Origin of the sequence: Pseudoalteromonas sp. MEBiC 03607 (assembly GCF_004792295.1) — a bacterium.
Lineage (GTDB): Bacteria > Pseudomonadota > Gammaproteobacteria > Enterobacterales > Alteromonadaceae > Pseudoalteromonas > Pseudoalteromonas lipolytica_C.
Map to the genome: position 1 here is coordinate 115,466 of NZ_SRRY01000001.1, position 24,633 is coordinate 140,098.

Here is a 24,633-nt window from a genome sequence, read left to right on the forward strand (position 1 = left end):
AGGTGAAGACCGTAATGGTATTCCTAACAACTCATTAGCGTATATTTCGCAAGTCGAAGTCGTTATGAGCCGATGTTTTCACACATCAGCTTTTTAATTAGATGAAGCTTTCTTAAGCTGTGCAATCCCCCAAAAAAGCACCCCAGCCCCCGTGCATGATAAGAAAAAGAACAAACCCAAGCCGACAGGCGATCCCCAAAACAAAATACTGTATAAAACTTCCATCTATATATCCTTTATTATTATTTGAATAACACGTTATATAAGTTTTAGGAACGGCTCGTCAAGAAGCATTATCCACGCATTGCTTGAATACTCTCTAGCGCTTTAGCAAGCTGTGCTCTTAGTTTTTTATAACGTATATAAACAGCCAGTACGATAATGCCATTAATGCCAAGCTGGATAAGCCATAGGCTGTATGTTTTAAACATTACCATGTTAAACAAAGCAACGATTAGCAAAGCGCACCAAAGAACGACACAGCCAATAAAACTCACTTGCCAGTAATGAACTTGGTGCTTCAGCTGGTTTTCTTTAAAATTAAGCATTGCATTGACATCTAGCGTTTCTGCTCGCCAAAGCTTTCGTCTTAAACGGTATGACCAAATCCCAAAACCTAAAGGAATAGGCGCTAATAGCGCAAACATAATGGTTTCATAGGTATTTTTTGCCTCAAACAACATGGCGTAAATACAAAACACGGTTACCACAACACCTAATAAAGAGTCGATTAAACCTTTTAGCTTTAACTTAGTTCGCGACTTTTGTGTTTGCGCAATTAACGCCGCGCTATCCACCTTCGGGGTTGCTTGCACGAATGCCTGCTGCCACTTAGCTAATTGATCATCTGCTTCGAATTTATCCACTTTATTACTCCATTAGGCTCGCAAGTTGCTGTCTTGCTCTACTTGCACGTTTAGCAACTGCATCTTCAGACAATCCCAGCGTTTGAGCTATCTCATTTTGATTAAACCCTTCAAGCTGTAAAGCAAGCACCTGCCGGTATTTCAGCGCTAATTTACGAAGGGCAGCCATTAAATCTAAACTGTCGTCTGGTGATTTATGTGCACTTAAGGCGTGGGTGTAATTAATACTTTCAGAGCTGGCCACCTCTTTGCAGTTTTGCTCTTTAATCACATGATCAACCGCTTTATTGTGAGCTATTCGGGCAATATAGGTTTTTATGCTGGCATCGCCACGAAAGGCAACATCGGGTGATGAGTCATTACTTTCAAAAGCGCGCCAAACAGCCAGCGACATCTCTTGAATTAGCTCATCTTGTAGCGCTTGATTGATCTCGTAGGTTGCAGCAACACGCGCCAACAGCGGCGCGTATTCATTCAGCAATGTGTTTATTTGAACATCAGCTTTCACTGTACTTCCATGTTTTTATTATTATTTGAACAAACGATTATAGGCACAAAAGTAGGTACATGCTAATACCGGCCCTACCAACAACATAGGTAAAAGACTATAAGGGGCAGTAAAGGTAACGAGCATATTAATCAAACAAAGTATGCTTAATGGTTTAATCACCGTTAATGCGGTTGTAATGCTTTCTTTTACAGCTGAAATAAGCGAAGCATTATTTAAAAGTAACAGGGGCACCACAAACATAAGCAGCATATTTATAGGGACAATTGATACAAACATAACCCCTACGCGCCAGCGCTCAACATCAACAAACTGACCAGACAATAATGCCGATAACTGCTCACTACCGATCAAAGCACTGCCAACAGCAAATTGCACCAGCGCCAGTAAAATACCCACAACAGACCAAATCGCAACCCTGCCCCACTTCACCCATGTTGCATTGTGCCTAAATGAAAAGCTTTGCTGATTATTCAGGTTAAACAACAAAGGCCATACCGTTGCCATAAGCATAGGCGCTAACCATTTTGATACGGTTAAACCAGTAGGTGCAGGCAATAGTTGCACCACACCAGGTACAATAGCGAACAGCGTCATAAGTAAGAAAAGTTTAAACGGTGCTTTTTTAAATAGCCGCCACCCTTCTTTTAACCAAAGAGTAGCATCACTAAATGGTGCGTTCATTGAATCAAGTTTTAGCGTATTCACAGTTGAGGTTGTAATCGTCATGAGTTTGTCCTTTTCGTAAAAATAGATACACAAGACACTGCCTATCGCTACCACCAAATAGAACAACTTCGTGTCATTTGCAGCTATAGACGAGACAAACTCTAAAAACCTGACAAAATATTTTTAAAAAAATAAAAATATTTTTTATTTCGTTGAATTTTAAGGATAAAAAAGAGGTGGAACAAAAGTGGAACACAATTGCTAAAAATAGATATAAGCTTTTGATTTTTGGATTTTTACAGTAAGAAAATGGTGGCCCCTCCCAGACTTGAACTGGGGACCTAACGATTATGAGTCGTGTGCTCTAACCAACTGAGCTAAGGGGCCATTGTATTAGCTTTTGCTAATTGTGAGATGCGTTTAGGAGGGTTAACTCACTAAAGCGGGTTGCAGTATAAAAAGTTTTTGTAACCTTGTCACTAGCAAAACTCTTTATTTTAAAAATCCTTAAACTATTTGCTCAAATAGTAAACTCTTTGTTTTTTCAACGACCTTAAAGCATGTCGATTGATTTCTAGCCTCCGACATTGTTCTAGATCAAATAGCTAAATCACTAAACTCGTTAAAATAACCGCTCAATCAATTGCGGAGTGCTGACTGTGATAAATTTACCAAGCTGGGATCAATCTTTGATCAATAAATACAATATTTCAGGGCCAAGATATACATCTTACCCCACTGCGTTGTCTCTAGCTGATGGTTATAACCAACAAGATATGATTAACGCGATTGCGGCATCGAAAAGCCGTTCTTTATCGTTGTATATCCATATCCCTTTTTGCAGTCAGCTTTGTTATTACTGTGGTTGTAATAAGGTGATCACTCGTCATCAGTCTAAAGCCGATTTATACCTCGATAATTTAGCGCTTGAGATTGCTGAGCAGGCAACGCTTTTTGCTGATTATAACGTTGAGCAACTGCATTTAGGGGGTGGTACGCCAACGTTTTTATCTGCAGAGCAAATGAGCCGCTTAATGACGTTAGTTGAGCAGCATTTTAATTTTGCTGATGATGCCGAGCGCGGAATTGAGATTGACCCTCGCTCTTTAGCTGATGGCATGTTAGTACATCTACGTAAGCTTGGCTTCAATCGTGTCTCGTTTGGTATTCAAGATTTTAATGATGCTGTACAGCTGGCGGTTAATCGTCCGCAAAGCGTGCAGTCAGTAAAAGGTTTAATTAGCGAGGCTCGTGAGCTTGGCTTTAAATCAATTAATGCCGATATGATTTACGGTTTGCCATTACAGACACCTGAAAGCTTTAAAGAGACGATTGCACAGCTGATTGAGCTAAATCCTGACCGAGTGTCTGTGTTTAATTACGCTCATTTACCAGATAGATTTGCAGCGCAACGTAAAATTAAAGACGCTGACTTACCTTCTGCTGGCGATAAACTTACTATGTTCAAAAATACACTTGAGCAAATGTTAGCGGCGGGCTATCAGTTTATCGGTATGGATCACTTTGCTCGTAAGGATAATGAACTAGCGATTGCCCAAAACGCAGGTCAATTACACCGTAATTTCCAAGGTTACACAACGCATGGCCAATGTGACTTATTAGGTTTGGGTGTGTCATCTATTTCGCAAATAGGCAATGCCATTTTACAAAACGAAAAAGAGTTAAAGCACTATTACAAAGCCGTGCAAGAAGGCTTTGGCAATGCAGTATGTAAAGGTGTCGCTCTCACTGATGACGATACGTTACGTGCAGCGGTGATCAAACAATTGATCTGCCAGTTTGAGCTGGATATTCCCTCAATCGAAAAACAGTTTAATATCAACTTTGCCAGCTATTTCTGTGAGGCATTGCAAGCACTGGACCCATTACTAGCTGATGGCTTGGTGTCTGTTAGCCAAGATAAGATCACAGTAACAGCCCGCGGTAATTTATTTATTCGTATTATTTGTATGTGCTTTGATGCGCACCTACAACAACAAATCAAGCAAACTCGTTTCTCACGAGTAATTTAACAACAAAAAGCAGAGCCTAGGCTCTGCTCTTTAATTAGCTTAATTCAACGATACGTCGGCTTAATTAAATACTACGTTTTCGCTGCCTGGAGCTGCTTTAAACTCTTCAATGATACGTGCGCAATCGGCTTTAATCTCATCGCTATGCTGCTCTTCAGCACGCCAACGAGTGGTGTCCATTTTAAAGATCTCTTTTTTAGAGTACTTTTTACGGGCATCGTGCGTTGGCATGTCTTTTACAACTTCGTACATTTTGAATATGCCTGGGTAGCGCTCACTTAACTCAAACTCTTCTGCAAAGCTGTATTGAGAGATCAGCACCCAAATGCGTAGACAGCCTTCTGAGAACTCACATTGCTCTTCATTCATCGCACGGGCTATTAAATGAATGCTGTCGGCTAACTTTGCATTACGCTTTGCTTTTGAGTCAGCAAGCTTTAGCGCATACTCAGCTTTTTTCTTAGCGATAAGCTTATTTTGCTCTTTTAGTTTATACAGAAGTTGTCCTGCATAAAACGCAAGTCCTGCGATAATTGCCGCACCAATAACTATGGCAATAATCAAGGGTATGCTCATCGTTCATCCTCATCTTCGTCATCTAACCATTCGTTTGCTAGGTCATCAGATAAGTACTTATCGAAGTCAGATTCACCTTCATCGTATGAATCATCTTCAAAGTCATCTTCGTACTCGTCTTCGTCTTCAATACCTAGCAGTTCACATAACTCTTGGTGACGTGCGATACGACTATTGAAGTACTTAGCATCTTTACCTGTTAACAACTCACCACGTTCGTGACGCTCAACAAGCTTTAATAAGCGCTCATCATTTTCTAATGCTTCTAGCTCTTGCTCTGGTGTTAGCTCTGGCTCATTAACTTTCTTAAGCTCAACCATTGGTTTTAAGTTACGTTTCATTTCAACTTTTGGTTCAGCTTTAGGCGCAACTAATGAAACTGGCTTTTTGCTACCAACACGTTTATCTTTCGGTTGGTTATTAGCCTTTGTGTTCTCTCCCTTTTGCACGTCAGGGGCGTTTCGAGAACCTGGTTTAGCACCTTTGGTCTTTTTAACTCGCTGCTCCTTCAACGCTCGCATCTCTCTAAGTTTTTCTTTACTCAGACGTACCGGGCCATTTGATGGAATTTTACGCGACTTTTTCTTTCTACTCATATCTTGATCGTCTCACTTAAGAGGTTGTGCACAACACCTTTAGCGGCATTGTAATGCTGGCATAACCAGAAGAATTCGGTGTGCGGATGTGGTTTGTCAACATGACGAACTGCGCACTTTTCATACTCTCATATCAATCGTGTTAAGTTATTTAGCAGCTAAATATTTAAGTCGATTGGTATTAGTACAAACGGTGGCTATTGTAACAGGACAAATAAAAAGGCGGTAGAGAAAACATCTCTACCGCCTACTAATCTGAGCGCCAATAATTTGGACACTTCTCCCTTCGACTTTTAGTCTTTATTATTTTTATTATTATTTTTTATCCATTTTGTTATTTTTAAACCTTCCGTGTAGCATTCCATTTTGTTTTTATTATTAAACTTCCGTGAGCTTTTATTATTCTCGGTCAATCCTGACACTTTTTTGTTATTTCCTTTAGTACATCAAACGATGTAACCCCCTAAAGATTTGCCGCAATCACTTTCCTTATTGCTTTGTCCTTGTTGTTTTTATTGTCTCAGCGACAGTGGTTAATTTACTCATTAATAATTTTGTTACAACTAATTTATATAACTTTTCTTACAGTCAAAAGATTAAAAAACGACAATTACCTTTTAAAACAATTTGTTATATTATAAAAAAAAATAAAAATAAGATTTAGCTCACATTGAAATGTGGGCAATGTCTCACAAGGAAGTAAGAAATTTCGATGAGATAAATATGAAAAAAAAGCAGCTTGCGCTGCTTTTTTTACAATTTGTACACTTTAATGCCAATATTTACATTCGGCAATCAGACTTTAGTGTAAGCCACCTAAGTATTTTGATAGAACTTCGATGTCTTTGTCTGTTAATTTTTTAGCGATGTCTTGCATCATGCCGTTTAGGTCATTATTGCGTGTACCATCACGGAATTTTTCAAGTTGAGACTTGATGTATTCTGGGTGTTGGAACGAAATTTTCGGGAATTTAGCAAGTGATGTACCGTTACCACGAGGACCGTGACACGCAGCACATGCTGGAATACCACGCTCTGCATCACCGGCTTTATAAAGCTGCTGACCCACTTCTACTACATCTTTAGGTGTTGAACCTTCAGACATATTTAAAGAAGAGAAGTAAGCTGCTAGGTCTTTCATGTCTTGATCGCTAAGCGGCATAGCCATACCACTCATTACTGGATCCATACGGCCTTCTTTGCCGCCAGACGTCATACCTAATTTAAACTCTTGTAATTGTTTATAGATATAATCTGCGTGTTGGCCTGCAATTTTAGGGTAGATATTAACCGGTGCATTACCGTCTGGGCCGTGACAGGCCGCACACGTTGCCGATTTCTCTTTACCTGCGTTTACATCGCCATCAAATGCTGTTGCGTTGCTTGCTGACAACGTTCCAAGCAATATAGTTAAAGATAGTGCTATTTTTTTCATGGTGAATTCTCTGTTTCCGACCCTGTATCATCTACAATATGGATGTTGTGATTTCTATATTCTACACGATAATAAATTCTCTGGCACGTTTTCTGCCCACTTTAAGCTCATAATTTATAGGGATTTGACTTAGATTAAGTTTCTATCTAGAAATTTTCCCACTATGTAACTAAATTTAGCACGCTTAAATACGCTTTTGAATGCTGCTTTAATAGTATAAAATACGCGTCTTAAGTGAATTTTAGTCACTGTTCAACATTATTTATAAAAGATTAGGAGAGCCTGTGCTCAAATCTCGTATCAAATACAATACTGCGTCCTTTGTTACTAGCGCACCTGACATCTCACGCTTGCCTGCTGATACGGGGATTGAAGTCGCGTTTGCTGGTCGCTCTAATGCGGGTAAATCAAGTGCCCTTAATACGCTAACGGATCAAAAGTTAGCACGTACCTCTAAAACGCCGGGTCGTACTCAGTTGATCAATACTTTTGAGCTTGATGCTGATAAACGCCTTATCGACTTACCTGGTTATGGCTTTGCGAAAGTGCCAATCGAAATGAAGAAGAAATGGCAAAAATCGTTAGGTGAGTACTTACAAAAGCGCCAAAGTTTAAAAGGGATTGTTATTTTGATGGATATTCGTCATCCACTAAAAGATCTTGATCGTGACTTAATTGACTGGGCCGTTGGCAGTGAGATCCCAGTACTTGCACTTTTAACTAAAGCCGACAAATTAAAACAGGGCGCACGTAAAGCACAAGTTTTACAAGTTCGCCGTGAGCTAAGTAGCTTGGAAGGTGATATTACTGTTCATGCATTTTCATCATTAAAAGGAACAGGCTTACCAGAAGTTGCTAAAAAGCTAGATGAATGGTTCTTAGGGCCAATTGAAGTTCAAACTCCTGAATCTGAAGAAGAACCAGAAGCTTAGGCCAAGTAATAACGCTTACCTAATGACTCTATAAAGTAGCCCTGCTCGTCTGAGCAGGCTATTTCAGCCCATTGATAATAAACATTTCTCGATACTCTTGCCGCTAACCCATGTGCTAACTGTAAATAAGGTACCTGCAGATTTTCAAATTTGCGTAATTGTAGTGGTTGCGATGATGTCACTAACCAAGTGCGTTGTAGATTATCAACACAGCATAAAGCCTGCCCTTGCTCGGTCTCTTCAAAATACCAATCAACAATAACAAAAGGCACATCAATGACTGTAATCGCCATTTTCTCTACTGGCGTTTTTAAATAGTAAGTATTGGCTTCTTTACAAAGTACGGAGGCAAATAGTTTGACCATTGCCTCCCGTTGAATTTCGCTGCCAGCATAAAACCACACTCCTTGACCATTGATCTCAATAGGCAACTGACCACAATTGTCTGGTTGCCATTGATCAAAAGGTTTATCAGGCTCTGCAAGTGCAGCTTCTAGCTCGGCAAGCGACTGCATTACTTATCTTTATCGAGCGTCAAAGAAAAAGTTACAGGAACAGCTGTTGCAATAGATGGTAAACCAGCAAGCTTTTGTAGCTGTGCAATGCCTTCTGTTACTTTGAAATCATCTGCATTAATAATCACTGGTGAGAACGAAGAAACTGTCACATCACCATTGGGTGACATGTTTGCCAGTACATCAATCGTTAACTCTTTTTTATTGCCATGGAAGTCAAGCTCGGCTTTCAAACCAGTTAATACATGTTGTCCTGGCTTCAGTGCTAATAATGATTTACTTAAATCAGCAGTTAAAACTGCATGAGGAAACTCAGCTGTTTCGAACAACAATTTAGTCATGCGCTCATTACGGATAGGAATTAGCGTTTCAACAGAGCTAAGATCGATCATTAACTTGAATTGACCTTGCTCATTCAACGTACCTGATACTTTTTTGAAATGATGCGCTTCAGCAATTGAATTCTTTTTGATAGATACAAAGCTAACCTTGCTTTGCTCATTGTTAACCTGCCAGTTTGCACTAGCAAAAGGAGCAACTAATAAACTTGATAATGATAAGGCGGCAAAGGCCACAGATTTAAACATAACGCATTCCTTCGAAGATAATAACAATCTATTAGATGGTATCACCTGCGTTAATTTGTGCAATGAATTGTATGATAAGAAGAGAAAAAACGGCTCGCTCAATAACAAGCGAGCCGGTATAGCAAACTGGGGAGAAGCTATCAATACGTTGCATCTTTTCAGATGCATCATCAACAGGATGTCCTACAGGATGAGGACGGCGCGGACTTTAACAAAGTCCGCGTTAAAAAGAAATTGCATCCGCAAAGAAAACGCTCGATTTGATAAACATATAACGAAACTCTAAAACTATCTTTTCTTGTTTACCTATAATTAACATTACATCAAGTGGTTATTTAAGGTATCGTTAAATTAATAAGAGAAAATAGCAGCATTATTAATACATGTTGATGGCAAAAACTTAGCACAAGAGTAAAAAGGAATGAAAAAATGCCTCCTAGCACTAGCTACCATCTTACTCATTTCGCTGAGCTTGCCCTGTCACGCGAAAAATAATAACACTCAATACCCGATTGTTTTGGTACATGGGCTGTTAGGTTTTGATAGCCTATTAGGCGTTGACTATTTTTATAATATCCCCAGCACTTTATCGCTTGATGGCCACCAGGTTTTTGTTGCTGCTGTGTCAGCTGTTCACAGTTCAGAGTTTCGTGGTCAACAATTACTGGCTCAGGTTAATCATATTTTGACACTCACGGGCGCAGAAAAGGTTAACTTAATTGGTCATAGTCAAGGAGCGCAAACTGTTCGCTATGTCGCTTCGATCTCGCCTAACTTAGTTGCCTCTGTGACCAGTATCGGGGGGGCAAACTATGGCAGTACACTTGCTGATCTTATTCGCGAAGAAATAAAACCAAACTCACCATCTGAACATTCGTTTAAGCTAGTATTTGCAGCACTAGGCAGCATGATTTCGTTACTATCAGGTCACAGTGATTTACCGCAAGATCCGTTAGCAGCATTACATAGCTTAACCAGCCAAGGAGCCTCTGTATTCAATCAAAAGTACCCAGAAGGTTTACCGCCAACGGCATGCGAGCAAGGACAAATGCTTGCCAGTAATGGGGTGTATTATTTTTCGTGGAGTGGCACAGCAGCGCTTACCAATATTCTTGATCCAACCGACTTATCTATGCTGCTTGGATCAATATTGATCGTAGGTCAAGATGATGGCCTGATTTCACGCTGTAGTAGTCACTTAGGTCATGTCATTAAAGATGATTATAAAATGAATCATTTAGACGAAATCAATCAATTTATAGGTTTGCATCATTTACGCGAAGTCGACCCTGTTGAGCTTTATCGTCAACATGTAAAAAGGTTACAAGAGTTGGGGTTATAGTTAACGAGTAATGATTTATTTTTGGTTAAGTCGGGTCGCTAGAAGTGATGTTCTATATACAGAAGCGATCAGCTTTCAGCCTTCAGCGGTCAGACGCGCGAAACAAGTTTCACGCCTACCTGTAGCAGCGCCTTTATGCCGCGACCCTTAAATTGGAAGCTAGATTCGAGATAAATACGGTATAACGGTCAAGCAAATCGCTAACTTTTAGTCTGAAAGCTGACGGCTGATAGCTGACAGCTCTAACTTTCCCCTAGAAACTCGCTAACTTTCAGTCTGAAAGCTGACGGCTGATAGCTGACAGCTCTCATTTATTGCGACTATTAGTGTGCTTGTTGCCAGTTGTCACCGCTGTCGGCTTCAACAATCAGTGGCACATCAAGAGTGGCAGCTTCTGACATTAGCTTACAGATTTCAGCTTTATAGTCGTCAACACACTCTTCTTTAATTTCGAACACTAATTCATCGTGCACTTGCATTAGAAGCTTCACTGACCCTTCAGCTTGTGCGTTTACCCACTGATGAACTTTAAGCATCGCTTTTTTGATGATATCAGCAGCAGTACCTTGCATTGGCGCATTGATAGCTGCACGCTCAGCGGCTTTGCGGCGAGCACCGTTACGGGCGTTGATTTCTGGTAAATGTAAGCGACGACCAAAAATAGTCTCTACATAACCTTTATCAGCCGCTTTTTCACGGGTAGTTTCCATGTACTCAAGTACGCCCGGGAAACGCTCGAAATATTTATCAATATAATGCTGTGCTTCATGACGTGGTACATCTAACTGACGCGATAAACCAAACGCTGACATGCCATAAATTAAACCAAAGTTAACCGCTTTGGCTTTACGGCGCATATCGCTGGTAACCTCTTCAAGGCTAACGCCGAATACTTCTGCTGCGGTGGCGCTATGAACATCTAAGCCATTAGCAAACGCGGTAAGTAGGCCTTTATCTTGTGATAAGTGCGCCATGATACGCAATTCAATTTGGCTGTAATCGGCAGCGACAATTTTATGGCCAGGTGCAGCAATAAAGGCTTCACGAATACGACGACCCTCTTCCGAACGAATTGGAATATTCTGTAAGTTTGGATCCGTTGAACTTAAACGCCCCGTTGCTGTTACCGCTTGATGGTAAGAAGTATGCACACGCTTAGTGCGCTCATTCACCATTAACGGTAGTTTATCTGTGTACGTTGATTTCAGTTTCGATAAACCACGGTGTTCAATAATTACCTTAGGTAGCGGGTAATCATGAGCAAGTTCTTGCAATACTTCTTCTGCCGTCGACGGTGCACCTTTTGGTGTTTTCTTGATAACCGGAAGCTCTAGCTTTTCAAACAAGATTGCTTGTAGCTGCTTAGGTGAACCTAAGTTAAACTTTTCACCAGCCATATCATAGGCTTCTTGCTCAAGCTCTAATAAACGTTCGCCTAAACGCTGGCTGTGAGCTGCCAGCATGTTGCTATCAATTGCAACACCGGTACGTTCAATATCAGAAAGCACCGACACAAGTGGTAATTCAATGTCTTCGAATACCGATTTTAATTGGCTATCAGCATCAATTTTTGGCCATAACACTTGATGAAGACGAAGCGTTATATCTGCATCTTCAGCAGCGTATGGTGCGGCTTTTTCGAGCTCAATTTGATTAAATGTCAGCTGCTTTTTACCTTTACCAGCAATATCTTCGAAACTGATATTTTTGTGGCCTAGGTATTTAAGTGCCAGCGAATCCATATCATGACGGCTGCCTACACTATTAAATACATACGACTCCAACATAGTGTCGTACTTAATACCCTTTAACTCAAAGCCTGCATTCGCTAATACACTTTTATCGTATTTTAGATTCTGGCCTACTTTTGCCTTGTTTTCGTCAGCTAAGATTGGGCCAATTTTTGCCATAACTGTGTCTAAGCTTAATTGCTCTGGCGCATCTGGGTAATCGTGAGCAACCGGAAGGTAAGCCGCTTCACCGGCTTTAACCGCAAAGCTCATACCAACCAATTGGGCCTGCATGTAATCAAGGCTGGTTGTTTCAGTATCAAAGGCAAAAAGCTCGGCGTCATTTAACTGCGCAACTAAGGTATCAAGCTGCTCTTCAGTTAAGATTGTTTCGTAGTGCGCATCAGCCACTTTAGGTAGTTCGTTGGCTTCTGTTGGTACATCTAAATGAGTGTCAGCATCTTTAGGGTTATCAAGTAGCTCTGCTAACCAACGGCGGAACTCACATTCACCATAAAGTGCAATCAGTTCATCACGGTTTGGCTCTTGTAGTTTGAAACTTTCAAGGTCCGTTTCAACTTCAACATCACATTTTATGGTTGCCAGCTCATAGCTAAGTGGCAAATGATCAAGTGCTGCAGCAAGCTTTTCACCAATCTTGCCTTTGATCTCACTAGCGTGATCAATAACACCTTGTAATGATCCGTATTTTTGTAACCATTTCACCGCCGTTTTTGGACCACAGCCATCAACACCCGGAATGTTATCGACTTTGTCACCCATTAAGGCAAGGTAATCAATGATCAGCTCAGGTCCAACACCAAACTTTTCAACCACAGTTTCTGGATCTGAGATGCTATCGGTCATTGTGTTGATAAGCGTTACATGTTCATTTACTAGCTGCGCCATATCTTTATCGCCGGTAGAGATCAGCACATGGCGCTGTTGCTCAGAGGCAATACGTGCAAAAGTACCAATCACATCATCGGCTTCAACACCTTCAATACTGATAAGCGGAAAACCCATTGCTTTAATAATGTTATGTAATGGCGCAATTTGTGTGCGTAAGTCATCCGGCATAGGTGGACGATTAGCTTTATATTCGCTGTACATATCATTTCTAAAGGTTTTTCCCTTCGCATCAAACACTACAACCATATGTGATGGATCATATTGTTTGATCAAACTCTTCAGCATATTTACAACACCGTATATAGCACCTGTAGCTTCACCTTTAGAATTAGTAAGGTGCGGTGGCGAATGATATGCACGGAATAAATAAGAAGAACCATCAACAAGAATTAGTGGATTTTCAGGGATCTGAGCCATGGTGAAATTGGATCCTAATTGAATAACATTAAATTGTTTGTAAGCATGCCATAAGGCTATGAAGAAAACGACTGTGAATTATTAACCAACAAGCGTTTAACTCAATAGCAACCTGTGGATAACTATGTAGATAACGGACACAGTTAATCCTCCCAAAATGTAAAAACACTTAGGAAAATTTTATTAAGACTATGTTTTTATTTAAAAAAGATAATGCGTGGTTCTTTTTTTATTATTTTTATCCGATGTGGAAAACGGTTTTAGCAGCGATTTACCTTGTGCTTATTCGATACCGAATTAACATCCCTTTTCATAACCGGAGGAGTATTTTAGCATAATGGATCAAAGATCATAGCGATCCTTTATACTTTTTTTTTCGTTAGCTATTTATGAAATGGCATAAACAGCCATTCATCATGCTTTGCGAGTAACTGAGCATCAAAAATTTTTTATTTTGTCGCCTGACTCGCATAATTGTTACACTAGCGTTAGTCACATTAAGGAGAGACAAAAAATGAAAAAAGTTGCTGTAATTTTAGCGGGTTGCGGTGTTTATGATGGTGCAGAAATCAACGAAGCCGTCCTAACTTTACTACACATTGCTAAAGCAGGTGCAAGCTATCAATGTTTCGCTCCTGATATTGAGCAAATGCACACTATTAATCATCTAACGGGCGAAGAAATGACTCCAAACCGTAATGTATTAGTAGAAGCGGCACGTATCGCACGTGGTGAAATAAAAGCATTAACCGAGCTTAATGTGAATGAGTTTGATGCCTTAATCGTACCAGGTGGTTTTGGTGCCGCGAAAAATTTATCTGACTTTGCAGTGAAAGGTGCTGATGCCCAAGTGCAAAATGATGTACTTACAACAGCAAAGGCCTTTGTTGATGCAAACAAAGCAGCTGGATATATGTGTATTGCACCGGCAATGTTACCAATGATCTATGGTAAAGGAGTCAAAACAACCATTGGTAATGATGCAGATACAGCAGCGGCCATTGAACAACTTGGTGGTTCACACCAAAGCTGTGCAGTTAATGATATCGTTGTTGATGAGCAACACAAAGTGGTCACGACTCCTGCATATATGCTGGCGCAAAGCATTTTAGATGCAGATGCAGGTATCGAAAAATTAGTAAATAAGGTCTTAGAACTCGTTTAATTATTTATGTTAAGGCCAGCATCTAATGCTGGCTTTTCTTGCGCTAACGCAAAAAAATGACGTTTTTTATCAAGAAAAAGCCTTTTAGATCATTTTATAAATTGTGGCTTAGCGTTATAATCGTTCTAATTTCCGTCAGATATCGTGATTGATCACGTTCAAATCGAAGTGAGCAAGGCAAAATGAAAAAACTATCAGCTGCATTATTACTGCTAGCAACAACGGCATATGCACAAGCGTATGACAACTCTTTGACTGAAGATGCTATTAAAAAGCGTCTAGCGCCAATTGGTTCTGTATATCTAGAAGGTGATAAAGCTGCGGCCGCTGCTGAGCCTACTGGCCCTCGTTCTGGTGAACAAGTTTATCAAGCAGCATGTTTTGCATGCCATGGTACTGGTGCATTAGGTGCTCCTAAATCAGCTGATGATTGGGCTCCTCGTATTGCTAAAGGTAAAGATACACTATTAGATCATGCTATCAATGGCTTTAATGCGATGCCACCAAAAGGTACATGTATGGATTGTTCTGATGAAGAAATCAGTGCTGCTATCGACTTTATGACTAGCAAGTAACAATTCAAAAACTAATACTAAGGGCTTAAATTTTTAAGCCCTTTTTTTGTGCCCATTTTTGCTCGCCAGGCTAGCTCTGTCGCCGAATTAGCCCCACAATTAATTAGTATTTTGTTAACAACTGTTACTTGACGATCTAATAAAAAAGTGGAACTATATAGGACGATATTTAAACAATAATAAGATCTGGTTCTAAATCATTGGAAGATTCAGCAACACACATTGATAAACTAGCCCGTAAAAATGCTCGTTTAAAATCGCTTTTACAACAGTATAAGCAATCACATCACCTGCAAAATGCTCTCTTACAATTATCAGAGCAGGCCAGCACTGTTGCCGAATTAACCCTACTCTATCCAGCTATTCACGAAATTTTACAAGATTTTATTCCTAGTAAGAATTTTTTCGTCGTTTTACACAATCCTGTATACGATAACCTCGAACTGTCTTATTTTGCCGATGAAAAAGATGGTTTATCGGTGCCTTTAAAGTATGAGCAGTACTTTAAGGAAGGATTAACGGGGTATGTGTTTAAACACGGAGAAACCAGTTACTTTACTAAACAACAAACAGAGCTAGCCGAGCAGCAAGGTCTGTTTAAAGTATTTGGAACCCCAGCGGAGCACTGGGTGGGTGTACCTGTATACCGAGATAAAACAATCATTGGTGTAATGGTTGCACAAAGTTACGATGAACAAAATGGCTACACCGAGCAGCAAATTGAACTACTCGAAGCGATGTCGATGTACTTAGCAACAGCGATTGAGCGGGTCAAAAAACGTGAATTACTAGAATCAGAAGTAAAAATTCGTACTCGTGCACTAACGCAAAGTAACCAAGCCCTCAACGAAGAAATTCAACATCGGAAAAATGCCCTCGAGCGACAACAGATCCTGTTTAAAATCTCAGAGCTAGCTACGCTCAGTGAAAACTTAGAGGATGTTTATCTACATGTGCATGAAATTATTAAAACAATTACATACGCAGATAATTTATACATTGCACTGTATGATGAAAACACAAACTGGTTAAGCTTTCCGTATTGTGTTGATGAATATAATAACAATGCTAAGCCGCGTCCGTTTGCTAAAGGCTACAGTGAATTAGTGCTAAGTACCGAAAAATGCCAGCTTATTGATAGTAAAAGAGAGCAAGAACTGGTTAAACTTGGCATAGTTGAAAAGCCTGTTAATGTTCCCCGAGAACAAACAGCCACGAGCTGGTTAGGTGCCCCTCTTAAAACATCGCAAGGTGTTATCGGTTTAATAGTCTGCCAAGCATATAATAACAAACATGAATTTAGCCAAGATGACTGTGAGCTCATTACCTTTGTTTCACATCAAATTGCCAACGTTATCCAAGCACATTTAGCCAATCAAGCGCTTAAACAAAGCCATCAAAAGCTTGAACATAGAGTGGCCGAAAAAACCAAAGAATTACGCCAAGCTAATATGCACTTGCAAATGCAGATGGAAGAACGTAAAAAAATAGAGCAACAGCTTTATCATGATGCCCATCATGATTCTCTCACTAGTTTACCAAATCGCAGTTTATTCTTAACTCAGCTTGAGAAAACACTTCAGCACTACCAGCGCTATCCAGAACAACAATTTGCAGTGTTATTTATCGATTTAGATAAATTTAAAGACATTAATGATCAGCTTGGTCATCAAGCCGGAGATCAGTTTTTAATTAGTGTTGCAGAATCCTTTTCGCACTGTATTCGTGAGCATGATTTATTAGCGCGCTTAGGCGGCGATGAATTTGTTGTGTTGTTGACTCATCTAACAGAGCAGCAGCAAGCACAAGATGTTGCTAAGCGAATTATTGAGATAATGAAAAAGCCGTTTTGTTTAAAAGGTCAATGTATTCAAAGCGGTGCGAGTATTGGTATTACTTACTCTCAACCGAGTTATAAGCACACTGATGAAATTATTCGCGATGCTGATGCTGCTATGTATTACGCTAAAAATGCAGGTCGTAATCGATTTGAATCTTTTCATCCATTGCTTAATACGTCGCTATCTCATCACGAATCAGAATCAATGCATCACTTGGATGATTTGCCAATGCACTTTAGAAGTGCAGAAATCATTACCCTTGATGAGCAACCTCACCCAGAGTCTTTACTCGAAGCATTTGGTGAACACCCTGTACTTGGCAGTACTAGCTTTGAAGTTTTGAAGAAGTTTGCGACTGATCGCGTGCAGCACTTTGAAGTTGAGCTAAAGCTCATTGAACAAGCTTTTACGTTAATCAATACGAATAATCTTAAAAAAGTATTATTCCCATGCTCAGGCTTAGTACTTGAACGCATTAATTTCAAAGTATTGACTAAGCTATTACAAGTAAATCATGCGAGCAAAATCTGTTTGCTATTTAATGAGCAAGAGATCCGTTATGCATCAGCAGTGCAAATAGAGAACTTAAAAGAGCTTATTTCTTTGGGGGTATCTATCGGCTTGAACGAATTTGCTAAAGATCGCTGTGAACTAAACCTGCTTACTGAGTTCGAGTTCGATTACTTACTGTTAAGCTCAACCTTCAGCAAACGAGTATTACAGCAAGAAAATTATCATTTACAACTGCAAGGTGTGCTGGCGATTACTAAACTGCAAAATATCCAAGTAATCGCTAAAGGGCCGTCTATTTTCAATTACCGCACCTTGCTAGAAAAGCATGGCTTGTCTTTGTTTATTGGAAAACAACGTGCGCTGGCACCCTTTGATCAAGTCGTGCCAAACGCAAAGTCGATTACTTCTTAAGCATTGCTCTTAGATTAGCCACACGAGCCTGTCCTTTTTCCATACGCTCTGCTTGCGATGACGGTGGCTTTTTAGATTCAAAGGCTAGGTCATCTTGCGGTAATTCCTGTACAAAACGGCTCAACTCAGTCTCTGAGGTTTCACCAAATTGACGGCGTAACTTAGCATAGGTCATTACCAGCTCTTGCTGAGCACGCGTAATACCTACATAAGCAAGGCGACGCTCTTCTTCGACGTTATCTTCATCAATGCTCACTTGGTGCGGTAATAAGCCTTCTTCCATGCCAACCATGAACACATACGGATACTCCAAACCTTTTGAAGCATGCAGTGTCAGTAATTGTACTGCGTCAGATTCATCTTCTTCTTCGTTACGTTCAAGCATATCGCGCAGGGTCAGTTTACTGACCACTTCAGCGAGGTTCAGTGGTGGATTGTCTGCATCACCGGTGAGCATATCAGTGATCCAACGATAAAGCTCTGAGACATTTTTCATGCGCATTTCAGCGGCTTTTGCACTCGGTGATGACTCGTACAGATATGCTTCGTAATTAATTTGCCTAACTAATTCTTTAACTGCTTCAAGAGTGTCACCACGTACAGCGTTATCAGATAGCTCAACCACCCAACGGGCAAAACCAGCTAAAGCATTAAAACCACGGCCTTTTAGTCGATGCGCAAGCTCAGGCTCAAAACAGGCAGCAAATAAGCTGATATGTTTTTCATTAGCAAGCGTACCTAGCTTTTCCAAAGTGACCGTACCAATCTCACGGCGTGGCGTATTAACGATTCGTAAAAATGCGTTGTCGTCATCTTGGTTCACCAATAGACGTAAGTAAGCCATGATGTCTTTAATTTCTGAGCGAGAGAAAAACGACATACCACCGCTGATCTTATAAGGAATGCGGTTGCTCATGAGTGCTTTTTCAAACACTCTCGCTTGGTGGTTACCACGGTATAAAATTGCGTAATCTTTATAGCTGGTGCGTTTCATAAATTTATGAGAAATGATCTCTGCCACCACTCGCTCTGATTCATGCTCTTCATCACGACAACCAATGACCTTGATAGGCTCACCATAACCAAGCTCACTAAATAGCTTTTTATCAAACTCATGAGGGTTATTGGCAATCAAAATATTCGCCGCTTTAAGAATTCGCCCAGCACTTCGGTAGTTTTGTTCAAGCTTAATCAAACGTAAGCCCGGAAAGTCTTTACTCAATAACACAAGGTTTTGTGGTCTGGCACCGCGCCATGAGTAAATTGATTGGTCGTCATCGCCTACCACGGTAAAACGAGCTCGCTCACCCACTAATAATTTAACCAGTTGATACTGACTAGTATTAGTATCTTGATACTCATCCACCAGCAAGTAACGAAAACGCTGTTGCCAACGCTCACGAGAAGTGGCGTTTTGGCTAAGTAATAAAGTGGGGATCATTATCAGATCATCAAAATCAAGCGCATTATAAGCCCTCAGTTGATTTTGATAACGCGCATACAGCTGGGCAAATAAAGCTTTTTGCGGCTCTCTGGCTTCGCGAATGGCACGCTCAGGTAGAATTAATTCGTTCTTCCAGTTGCCTATTTGCATCTTAAGCAGGTTGAGTAAGTCTTTGTCTTTTTTAAGCTCTTCTTCGGTCAGCTCAGCTAATAGCTGATTGGTATCTTGATCATCAAACAACGAAAATCCGGGCTTAAAGCCTAAAGTGGTTAGCTCTTTTTTGATGATCTCAAGCCCGAGGGTATGAAACGTTGAAACCCATAAGCCTTTCGACTCTTGCTTGCCGAGTGTTTGCGTGACACGCTCACGCATCTCTTTTGCTGCTTTGTTGGTAAAGGTTACCGCAGCAATATTGCGTGCTTGATACTCACACTTTTGCACCAAGTAAGCGATTTTATTAGTAATAACACGCGTTTTACCAGAGCCCGCACCGGCTAATACCAGACACGGCCCACTAATATACTTTACCGCTTCATCTTGTTTTGGGTTGAGTTTCATAAGCCCCTAAAGAAATTATCCAAAGACAGGACGGGCAATTTTACCGTAATCACTACACTACGCCTAGCCAATAAGGTAAGATTGTTTTTTTACGTGACTCAAGGGACGAACATGATCAACCCAGCAAAACTTGAAGAAATCGCTAAGCAAATTACTGATAACATGCCGCAAGGTGTGAAAAACCTTGCCGAAACAGTTGAAGGCAAAACAAAGCAAGCTATTCAAAACAAACTTGCTGAGATGGACTTTGTAAGCCGTGACGAGTTTGATATTCAAAGCCAAGTACTTATTCGTACTCGTGAAAAACTCACTGAGCTTGAAGAGAAAGTTGCATTACTTGAGCAGCAACTTGCTAGCAAACAAGACGAACAATAAAAAAGGAGAGCGAATTAGCTCTCCTTTTTTCTACTTTATTCGGTATTAGCTTTTTTCAGCCACTCGTTCAAATACACGCTTAACCGCAATTCCATAGGTCTCATTAGCTTCTTCAGCACAGGTCACTACCGACTCTAAGTCATTGAGGTGACCATTCGCTAAGCCATAAACCCAACCATGAATTGTTAACTCTTGGCCTTTCGCCCACGCATCTTGCACTATGTTAGTACGGCACACGTTACGTACTTGTTCAATAACGTTTAATTCTATCAGACTATTTAAACGCTCTTTTTCAGGTAATGCGTTAAGTTGTTCGATGTGTTTTTCTTTTACATCACCTACATGACGAAGCCAGTTATCAATTAAACCAAAGCTCGCTTCATTTAATACCGCTTGCACACCACCACAACCATAGTGACCGACCACCATGATGTGTTTTACTTTAAGCACTTCAACAGCATACTGCATTACTGATAAACAGTTATGATCAGTGTGAACAACGACATTTGCTACATTACGGTGAACAAATAATTCACCCGGTAACAAGTCAACGATTTCATTAGCCGGTACACGCGAATCTGAACAACCGATCCACAAGTACTCTGGATTTTGCTGCATTGATAGAATTTTAAAAAACTCAGGATCATTTTCACTCGTACGCGCTGCCCAACGTCTATTATTTTCGAATAAATTTTTTAACTTTCTCATTGCGCCTCTTTACGATGTTTTAATAATTAGCTTGGATCAAGATATTCCTTGGGGTGAGCTGCTTTTCACAAAACGTACTAACCGTTACTTGATACCCTTGTTGTTGCAAATATAAAGCACGATCGAGCACGAGCCAAACTTCAATTGCCCTTCTGAACACATGTCGGACGAGTTCAACACGCTCAGTTACTCGTTTTCGTTGTTTTCCTATTGCTAAAAAATCATGGTAATCAATATCTTCTGGCAGTGATAATGATTTTTTCTCAGCAGCCCATAAACAAAATGATTTAAAAGAATCAGAAAAGATCGCTTTGTTCACCGACGGGACACTAACATAGTGCTGCTCTGCCGTGATTGATTTACGCAACGCATCAAAGCCAAGCCGCCATTCGACTTCAGTTTTTCGTACCTTATCAACACGACTCGGAGCAGTGACGGTTTCTTGTAGTGCCAATTTTAAATCGCGATGAGTCAACGCAAGCAGGCTTTGCTTTGCAGGCTCGCTCATTGCTTGATAATCGTTATCCGTGAATAAATGATAACAACATGGAGAAAAGCTTATTTGCTGAGTTTTAGCATCACTTGCTTGCTGCAAAAATGTTTGATGCAATCGACCACAGGCGTGCAACGCAACGGCATGCTGTTGCTCTTTAAAATACTCAGTAACATCATCTGTAAGTACATTAGCTTGCGAAAACTGCATAGGTAATTGTTGTTGATTAGCACTGTGTTGACCTTGTTCACACAAATGCGCTTGTAGTTCTATGCTATGAATACTCGGTGCTCCATTAAAAGCGAGCATGCGCCCTAAATGCCCTTTTCCAGCACACCATTCAAGTACTGGATACTGTGACTTCTGCTGGCTAATCGCTGCAACAAAGTCCTGTAGTTGTTCGAACTTACGTCCTTTAATACCGTTACTGATCCAAAATGGAAACTCATCTCGGGTTTGTTGGGTTGTGGGAAGTTCGCATAACGATTGAAGCTCATCGAGCCCCTTAATTGCCTTTGCAAAATAGGCATACAACGCATTTTGGTCACTATCTAGTTCACTAACTTGTTGATCGTCAAGCGCCCATAATAAAGACGAAAGTTCAGGCCAAGGGATTGCATCATAATCAAATGCGGTACATTGCCAGTACTGGCGGGTTGAAAAAAGCAAAGTATCTAAGGCAGCAAACTGCTGAGCAAGGGTCATAACTACAAAACGACAACAAATAAAATGCAGTATAACAGTTTTTACAAGCGCAGATTACTTCTGTTCAAGTGGATATATAATGGAATGCAGGCAATGCTTAATAAAATTGCTAAAATCAGCATCCACGATAATTCTGTTCCCTCATCTTGCTGGTGTTGATACATAAAACCGGCAAACGTTTGATCAAACTCGTCTTGGCTGAGTCCATATAAGTCCGCAATCAATCGCCATTTAGCCATCGACATATTGCCGATGTTAATTCCTGGCGGCTGAATATAATTGACCAATACATCAGCTTCATGGGCAAGTTCTTGAATACTCTTATGAACCGCATAGTGCTTTTTGGTCAATGCAATTGTCTCATTCATGTTGTGTAATGCATATCGCCAGCCTTTAATACTTGCTTGATAAAAGCGGTTAACAACATCAGGATTAGCTTTGAGCATCGACTCTGAAGTATATAAAATATCGCTATACACATTTAGACCAAACTTTTGTGGGCAGATTAATCGGTGCCCCACACCACGTAGCGTCATTGTATAAGGTTCATTGGTAACATACACTTGCACCGCATCAAGCTCACCATTAAGCCACTGCTCAATTCCTCCTTCGGTGCTTGCCTCTATTAAATGTTGATAATCTAATCCAGCTTTACGAAGCATGACTAGTAATTCGGCGTTTTCCAACGAGCTTACTTTACTGATCTTCTTGCCTACAAAGTCTCGAGGCTGAAAAATATCTGAGTTATTTTTCACCATCCAACAATAAGGTGAAAACTGCAGTATGGCTCCTAAGGCAACAACTGGCGCTCCTTGTTGGCGCTTTTGCAATATGCCTGAGTGAGTAATTGCAAAGTCAGCTTTGCCACTTAACACTTTAGGGAAGGTATCAGGGTCGTTTGGATCGGCGGGTAAAATTGTTACATCAAGGCCTGCTTCTTTATAAAAGCCTTTCTGTGATGCCACATAATAGCCAGCAAATTGGAATTGATGAGTCCATTTTAATTGTAGGGTAACCTTATCCTTACTCAATGCACTCAAGCTGCACATTAAACAAAGTAACCCTATGTAATAGCGAGTTCCACGCACGCATCATCCTTGCTTGAAAACCATCCATTAACTATAGGAAAAGCCAATAAAAAATCAAGGCTCCAAAAGGAGCCTTAAATCGGTTTTATTGATTAGCCGCTTTTACATCAGCTAACTCTTGGCCTTGAGTGGTTAAAAATTGCGTAAAACATGGGTTATTTGTTTCATCTTGAACGTTATAACCCAACCGGTTCAAGTGCTCGTTAAATACCTCATAATCACTCGGCTCAATAGCAAAGGCAGCCAAAACATTACCAATTGACCCACCATGATTGCGATAGTGGAATAAAGTGATACTCCAATTGCTACCTAGTGTATCTAAGAAGCGCGCTAGTGCACCTGGGTATTCAGGAAACTCAAAACGTAACAGACGTTCATGCAACTGAGCCGGTGCTTTACCACCCACCATATAACGAATATGCAATTTAGCCAGCTCGTTATCTGATAGATCGCAAAACGTATAACCATTTTCAGTCAGTGCGCCTTTCAGCTCATCAAGCTCTTGTTGGCCTTGTCTCAAAGCAATACCAACAAAAATTTGTGCTTCGCCTGGTCCTGCATAACGATAGTTAAATTCGGTGATTGCACGCCCACCTAAAGAAGCGCAAAACTGCTTGAAGCTGCCCTTTTCTTCTTTGATAGTTACGGCAAGAAGTGCCTCGTTCTTTTCACCAAGCGCGGTTCGCTCAGCAACATAACGTAAGCGGTCAAAGTTTAAGTTTGCACCCGATAAAATCGCAGCTACGTTTAAGCCTTTCACACCATTTTGTTGGCACCACTTCTTTAAACCCGCTGTTGATAGTGCTCCTGAAGGCTCCGCTATAGCACGGGTTGAAACAAAGATATCTTGCATTGCTGCGCAGATTTCATCGCCCGTTACAGTGACAACTTCATCACAAAACTTTTGCGCTAAACGAAAGGTTTCTGTACCGATGATTTTTACTGCTACGCCATCCGCAAAGCTGCCAACGCGGTCAAGCTCAACGGGTTTGCCAGCCTCAAGCGCAGCTTTTAAACAAGCACTCTCGTCGGCTTCAACACCAATAACTTTGATATCGGGACGTAAAGATTTAATGTACACCGCCATGCCTGCAAGTAAGCCACCGCCCCCCACAGGAATAAAGACTGCATCAAGCTCATTAAGCTGTTGCATTAATTCACGGGCAACCGTACCTTGGCCAACAATCACATCAGGATCATCAAACGGTGGTACAAATACCCCATTGCGCTGCTCTGTGAGCTCTAAAGCATGGGCTTTAGCCGCATCAAAATGATGGCCGTGTAATACCACTTCACCACCTAAAGCACGCACTGCATTGACTTTAATTTCGGGTGTTGTAACTGGCATCACAATAGTTGCTTTATGCCCTAAAAAAGAGGCACTCAGTGCTACGCCTTGTGCATGGTTGCCAGCTGAAGCCGTGATCACATCAGACCCTTTTGGCAGCTTGCCCAGCTTATGAAAAGCACCACGTAACTTAAATGAATAAACCGGTTGTTGGTCCTCACGCTTTAACCACACATGATTGCCTAATCGCGCACTGAGTTCAGCCATTTCGCTGACCTCAGTGACTTTTGCAAGCGGCTCCATGTTCGCTTGGATGATAGCGCGAAAATAATCGAGCTCTTGGGACACCAT

The 24,633-nt window shown here is 40.8% G+C and carries 21 protein-coding genes and 1 tRNA gene; 7 read left to right on the plus strand and 15 right to left on the minus strand.

Going from position 1 to position 24,633, the window contains the following annotated elements; all coding sequences use genetic code 11:
- Positions 1 to 293: 293 nt before the first annotated feature.
- The 4 genes from E5N72_RS00470 to E5N72_RS00485 all read right to left on the minus strand — a co-directional run bounded on the left by E5N72_RS00470 (position 294) and on the right by E5N72_RS00485 (position 2,430).
- A complete protein-coding gene (locus E5N72_RS00470) occupies positions 294 to 866 on the minus strand; it encodes a hypothetical protein (protein ID WP_135922772.1) in 573 nt (190 codons plus the stop codon).
- Between the two features lie 4 nt (positions 867 to 870).
- On the minus strand, positions 871 to 1,374 hold the full coding sequence (locus tag E5N72_RS00475) for a sigma-70 family RNA polymerase sigma factor (RefSeq protein WP_135922773.1): 504 nt from the start codon (positions 1,372 to 1,374) through the stop codon (positions 871 to 873).
- A gap of 21 nt (positions 1,375 to 1,395) precedes the next feature.
- Positions 1,396 to 2,103: a hypothetical protein gene (locus E5N72_RS00480; RefSeq protein WP_135922774.1), complete on the minus strand. Its 708-nt coding sequence runs from the start codon at positions 2,101 to 2,103 to the stop codon at positions 1,396 to 1,398.
- 250 nt (positions 2,104 to 2,353) lie between these two features.
- Positions 2,354 to 2,430: transfer RNA gene (locus E5N72_RS00485), tRNA-Ile, on the minus strand.
- Between the two features lie 272 nt (positions 2,431 to 2,702).
- Between E5N72_RS00485 and hemN the strand changes: the two genes are divergently transcribed.
- Positions 2,703 to 4,076, plus strand: a complete 1,374-nt coding sequence (hemN, locus tag E5N72_RS00490) for an oxygen-independent coproporphyrinogen III oxidase (protein WP_135922775.1) — start codon at positions 2,703 to 2,705, stop codon at positions 4,074 to 4,076.
- A gap of 60 nt (positions 4,077 to 4,136) precedes the next feature.
- On the opposite strand, the gene E5N72_RS00495 is transcribed toward hemN, so the two are convergent.
- From E5N72_RS00495 to E5N72_RS00505, 3 genes are all read right to left on the minus strand, one after another.
- Positions 4,137 to 4,652: a DUF2489 domain-containing protein gene (locus E5N72_RS00495; RefSeq protein ID WP_135922776.1), complete on the minus strand. Its 516-nt coding sequence runs from the start codon at positions 4,650 to 4,652 to the stop codon at positions 4,137 to 4,139.
- The gene (yihI, locus tag E5N72_RS00500) at positions 4,649 to 5,248 is read right to left on the minus strand and encodes a Der GTPase-activating protein YihI (protein ID WP_135922777.1); all 600 of its coding nucleotides are present in this window, start codon (positions 5,246 to 5,248) and stop codon (positions 4,649 to 4,651) included. The genes E5N72_RS00495 and yihI overlap by 4 nt, the downstream gene beginning before the upstream one ends.
- A gap of 802 nt (positions 5,249 to 6,050) precedes the next feature.
- Complete coding sequence (locus E5N72_RS00505) at positions 6,051 to 6,683, minus strand: c-type cytochrome (RefSeq protein ID WP_135922778.1); 633 nt, start codon at positions 6,681 to 6,683, stop codon at positions 6,051 to 6,053.
- A gap of 284 nt (positions 6,684 to 6,967) precedes the next feature.
- Here E5N72_RS00505 and yihA point away from each other — a divergent pair, with 284 nt between their 5' ends.
- A complete protein-coding gene (gene yihA / locus E5N72_RS00510; RefSeq protein ID WP_135922779.1) occupies positions 6,968 to 7,615 on the plus strand; it encodes a ribosome biogenesis GTP-binding protein YihA/YsxC in 648 nt (215 codons plus the stop codon).
- Here the strand turns inward: yihA and E5N72_RS00515 are convergent.
- Positions 7,612 to 8,130 carry a DUF1285 domain-containing protein gene (locus E5N72_RS00515; RefSeq protein WP_135922780.1) on the minus strand — a complete coding sequence of 173 codons (519 nt, stop codon included), beginning with the start codon at positions 8,128 to 8,130 and terminating at the stop codon, positions 7,612 to 7,614. The genes yihA and E5N72_RS00515 overlap by 4 nt on opposite strands.
- Positions 8,130 to 8,717, minus strand: coding sequence for a YceI family protein (locus E5N72_RS00520; RefSeq protein ID WP_135922781.1), 588 nt, complete (start codon positions 8,715 to 8,717; stop codon positions 8,130 to 8,132). The genes E5N72_RS00515 and E5N72_RS00520 overlap by 1 nt, the downstream gene beginning before the upstream one ends.
- A 421-nt stretch (positions 8,718 to 9,138) precedes the next feature.
- Here E5N72_RS00520 and E5N72_RS00525 point away from each other — a divergent pair, with 421 nt between their 5' ends.
- On the plus strand, positions 9,139 to 10,059 hold the full coding sequence (locus E5N72_RS00525) for a triacylglycerol lipase (protein WP_135922782.1): 921 nt from the start codon (positions 9,139 to 9,141) through the stop codon (positions 10,057 to 10,059).
- Between the two features lie 323 nt (positions 10,060 to 10,382).
- Here the strand turns inward: E5N72_RS00525 and polA are convergent, their stop codons facing one another.
- Positions 10,383 to 13,118 (minus strand): DNA polymerase I, encoded by a 2,736-nt coding sequence (polA, locus tag E5N72_RS00530; protein WP_135922783.1) that lies wholly within the window; start codon positions 13,116 to 13,118, stop codon positions 10,383 to 10,385.
- A 514-nt stretch (positions 13,119 to 13,632) separates the two neighbouring features.
- Between polA and elbB the strand changes: the two genes are divergently transcribed.
- From elbB to E5N72_RS00545, 3 genes are all read left to right on the plus strand, one after another.
- The gene (gene elbB / locus E5N72_RS00535; protein WP_135922784.1) at positions 13,633 to 14,283 is read left to right on the plus strand and encodes an isoprenoid biosynthesis glyoxalase ElbB; all 651 of its coding nucleotides are present in this window, start codon (positions 13,633 to 13,635) and stop codon (positions 14,281 to 14,283) included.
- A gap of 182 nt (positions 14,284 to 14,465) precedes the next feature.
- A complete protein-coding gene (locus E5N72_RS00540; RefSeq protein WP_062568504.1) occupies positions 14,466 to 14,858 on the plus strand; it encodes a cytochrome c5 family protein in 393 nt (130 codons plus the stop codon).
- 200 nt (positions 14,859 to 15,058) lie between these two features.
- Positions 15,059 to 17,623, plus strand: coding sequence for a diguanylate cyclase (locus E5N72_RS00545; RefSeq protein ID WP_135922785.1), 2,565 nt, complete (start codon positions 15,059 to 15,061; stop codon positions 17,621 to 17,623).
- On the opposite strand, the gene rep is transcribed toward E5N72_RS00545, so the two are convergent.
- Positions 17,613 to 19,625: a DNA helicase Rep gene (rep, locus tag E5N72_RS00550; RefSeq protein WP_135922786.1), complete on the minus strand. Its 2,013-nt coding sequence runs from the start codon at positions 19,623 to 19,625 to the stop codon at positions 17,613 to 17,615. The two genes, E5N72_RS00545 and rep, sit on opposite strands and share 11 nt — an antisense overlap.
- A 111-nt stretch (positions 19,626 to 19,736) precedes the next feature.
- On the opposite strand from rep, the gene E5N72_RS00555 reads away from it, so the two are divergent.
- Positions 19,737 to 20,000 carry an accessory factor UbiK family protein gene (locus tag E5N72_RS00555; protein WP_054561163.1) on the plus strand — a complete coding sequence of 88 codons (264 nt, stop codon included), beginning with the start codon at positions 19,737 to 19,739 and terminating at the stop codon, positions 19,998 to 20,000.
- Positions 20,001 to 20,045: 45 nt separating this feature from the next.
- On the opposite strand, the gene can is transcribed toward E5N72_RS00555, so the two are convergent.
- From can to ilvA, 4 genes are all read right to left on the minus strand, one after another.
- The gene (gene can, locus E5N72_RS00560; RefSeq protein ID WP_135922787.1) at positions 20,046 to 20,708 is read right to left on the minus strand and encodes a carbonate dehydratase; all 663 of its coding nucleotides are present in this window, start codon (positions 20,706 to 20,708) and stop codon (positions 20,046 to 20,048) included.
- Between the two features lie 19 nt (positions 20,709 to 20,727).
- The gene (locus tag E5N72_RS00565) at positions 20,728 to 21,906 is read right to left on the minus strand and encodes a methyltransferase (protein WP_135922788.1); all 1,179 of its coding nucleotides are present in this window, start codon (positions 21,904 to 21,906) and stop codon (positions 20,728 to 20,730) included.
- A gap of 41 nt (positions 21,907 to 21,947) precedes the next feature.
- Entirely contained in the window at positions 21,948 to 22,955 is a 1,008-nt protein-coding gene (locus E5N72_RS00570) for an ABC transporter substrate-binding protein (RefSeq protein ID WP_135926197.1), read from the minus strand.
- Positions 22,956 to 23,079: 124 nt separating this feature from the next.
- Entirely contained in the window at positions 23,080 to 24,633 is a 1,554-nt protein-coding gene (ilvA, locus tag E5N72_RS00575) for a threonine ammonia-lyase, biosynthetic (protein ID WP_135922789.1), read from the minus strand.

What these genes read in the sequence shown, in the direction of transcription:
- E5N72_RS00505 (WP_135922778.1), bottom strand. Translation starts at nt 6,683, where the DNA reads ATGAAAAAAATAGCACTATCTTTAACTATATTGCTTGGAACGTTGTCA.
- E5N72_RS00525 (WP_135922782.1), top strand. Translation starts at nt 9,139, where the DNA reads ATGAAAAAATGCCTCCTAGCACTAGCTACCATCTTACTCATTTCGCTG.
- E5N72_RS00565 (WP_135922788.1), bottom strand. Translation starts at nt 21,906, where the DNA reads ATGACCCTTGCTCAGCAGTTTGCTGCCTTAGATACTTTGCTTTTTTCA.
- E5N72_RS00555 (WP_054561163.1), top strand. Translation starts at nt 19,737, where the DNA reads ATGATCAACCCAGCAAAACTTGAAGAAATCGCTAAGCAAATTACTGAT.
- E5N72_RS00520 (WP_135922781.1), bottom strand. Translation starts at nt 8,717, where the DNA reads ATGTTTAAATCTGTGGCCTTTGCCGCCTTATCATTATCAAGTTTATTA.
- ilvA (WP_135922789.1), bottom strand. Translation starts at nt 24,633, where the DNA reads ATGGTGTCCCAAGAGCTCGATTATTTTCGCGCTATCATCCAAGCGAAC.
- E5N72_RS00480 (WP_135922774.1), bottom strand. Translation starts at nt 2,103, where the DNA reads ATGACGATTACAACCTCAACTGTGAATACGCTAAAACTTGATTCAATG.
- E5N72_RS00540 (WP_062568504.1), top strand. Translation starts at nt 14,466, where the DNA reads ATGAAAAAACTATCAGCTGCATTATTACTGCTAGCAACAACGGCATAT.
- can (WP_135922787.1), bottom strand. Translation starts at nt 20,708, where the DNA reads ATGAGAAAGTTAAAAAATTTATTCGAAAATAATAGACGTTGGGCAGCG.
- yihI (WP_135922777.1), bottom strand. Translation starts at nt 5,248, where the DNA reads ATGAGTAGAAAGAAAAAGTCGCGTAAAATTCCATCAAATGGCCCGGTA.
- elbB (WP_135922784.1), top strand. Translation starts at nt 13,633, where the DNA reads ATGAAAAAAGTTGCTGTAATTTTAGCGGGTTGCGGTGTTTATGATGGT.
- E5N72_RS00515 (WP_135922780.1), bottom strand. Translation starts at nt 8,130, where the DNA reads ATGCAGTCGCTTGCCGAGCTAGAAGCTGCACTTGCAGAGCCTGATAAA.
- E5N72_RS00570 (WP_135926197.1), bottom strand. Translation starts at nt 22,955, where the DNA reads ATGTGCAGCTTGAGTGCATTGAGTAAGGATAAGGTTACCCTACAATTA.
- E5N72_RS00495 (WP_135922776.1), bottom strand. Translation starts at nt 4,652, where the DNA reads ATGAGCATACCCTTGATTATTGCCATAGTTATTGGTGCGGCAATTATC.
- rep (WP_135922786.1), bottom strand. Translation starts at nt 19,625, where the DNA reads ATGAAACTCAACCCAAAACAAGATGAAGCGGTAAAGTATATTAGTGGG.
- polA (WP_135922783.1), bottom strand. Translation starts at nt 13,118, where the DNA reads ATGGCTCAGATCCCTGAAAATCCACTAATTCTTGTTGATGGTTCTTCT.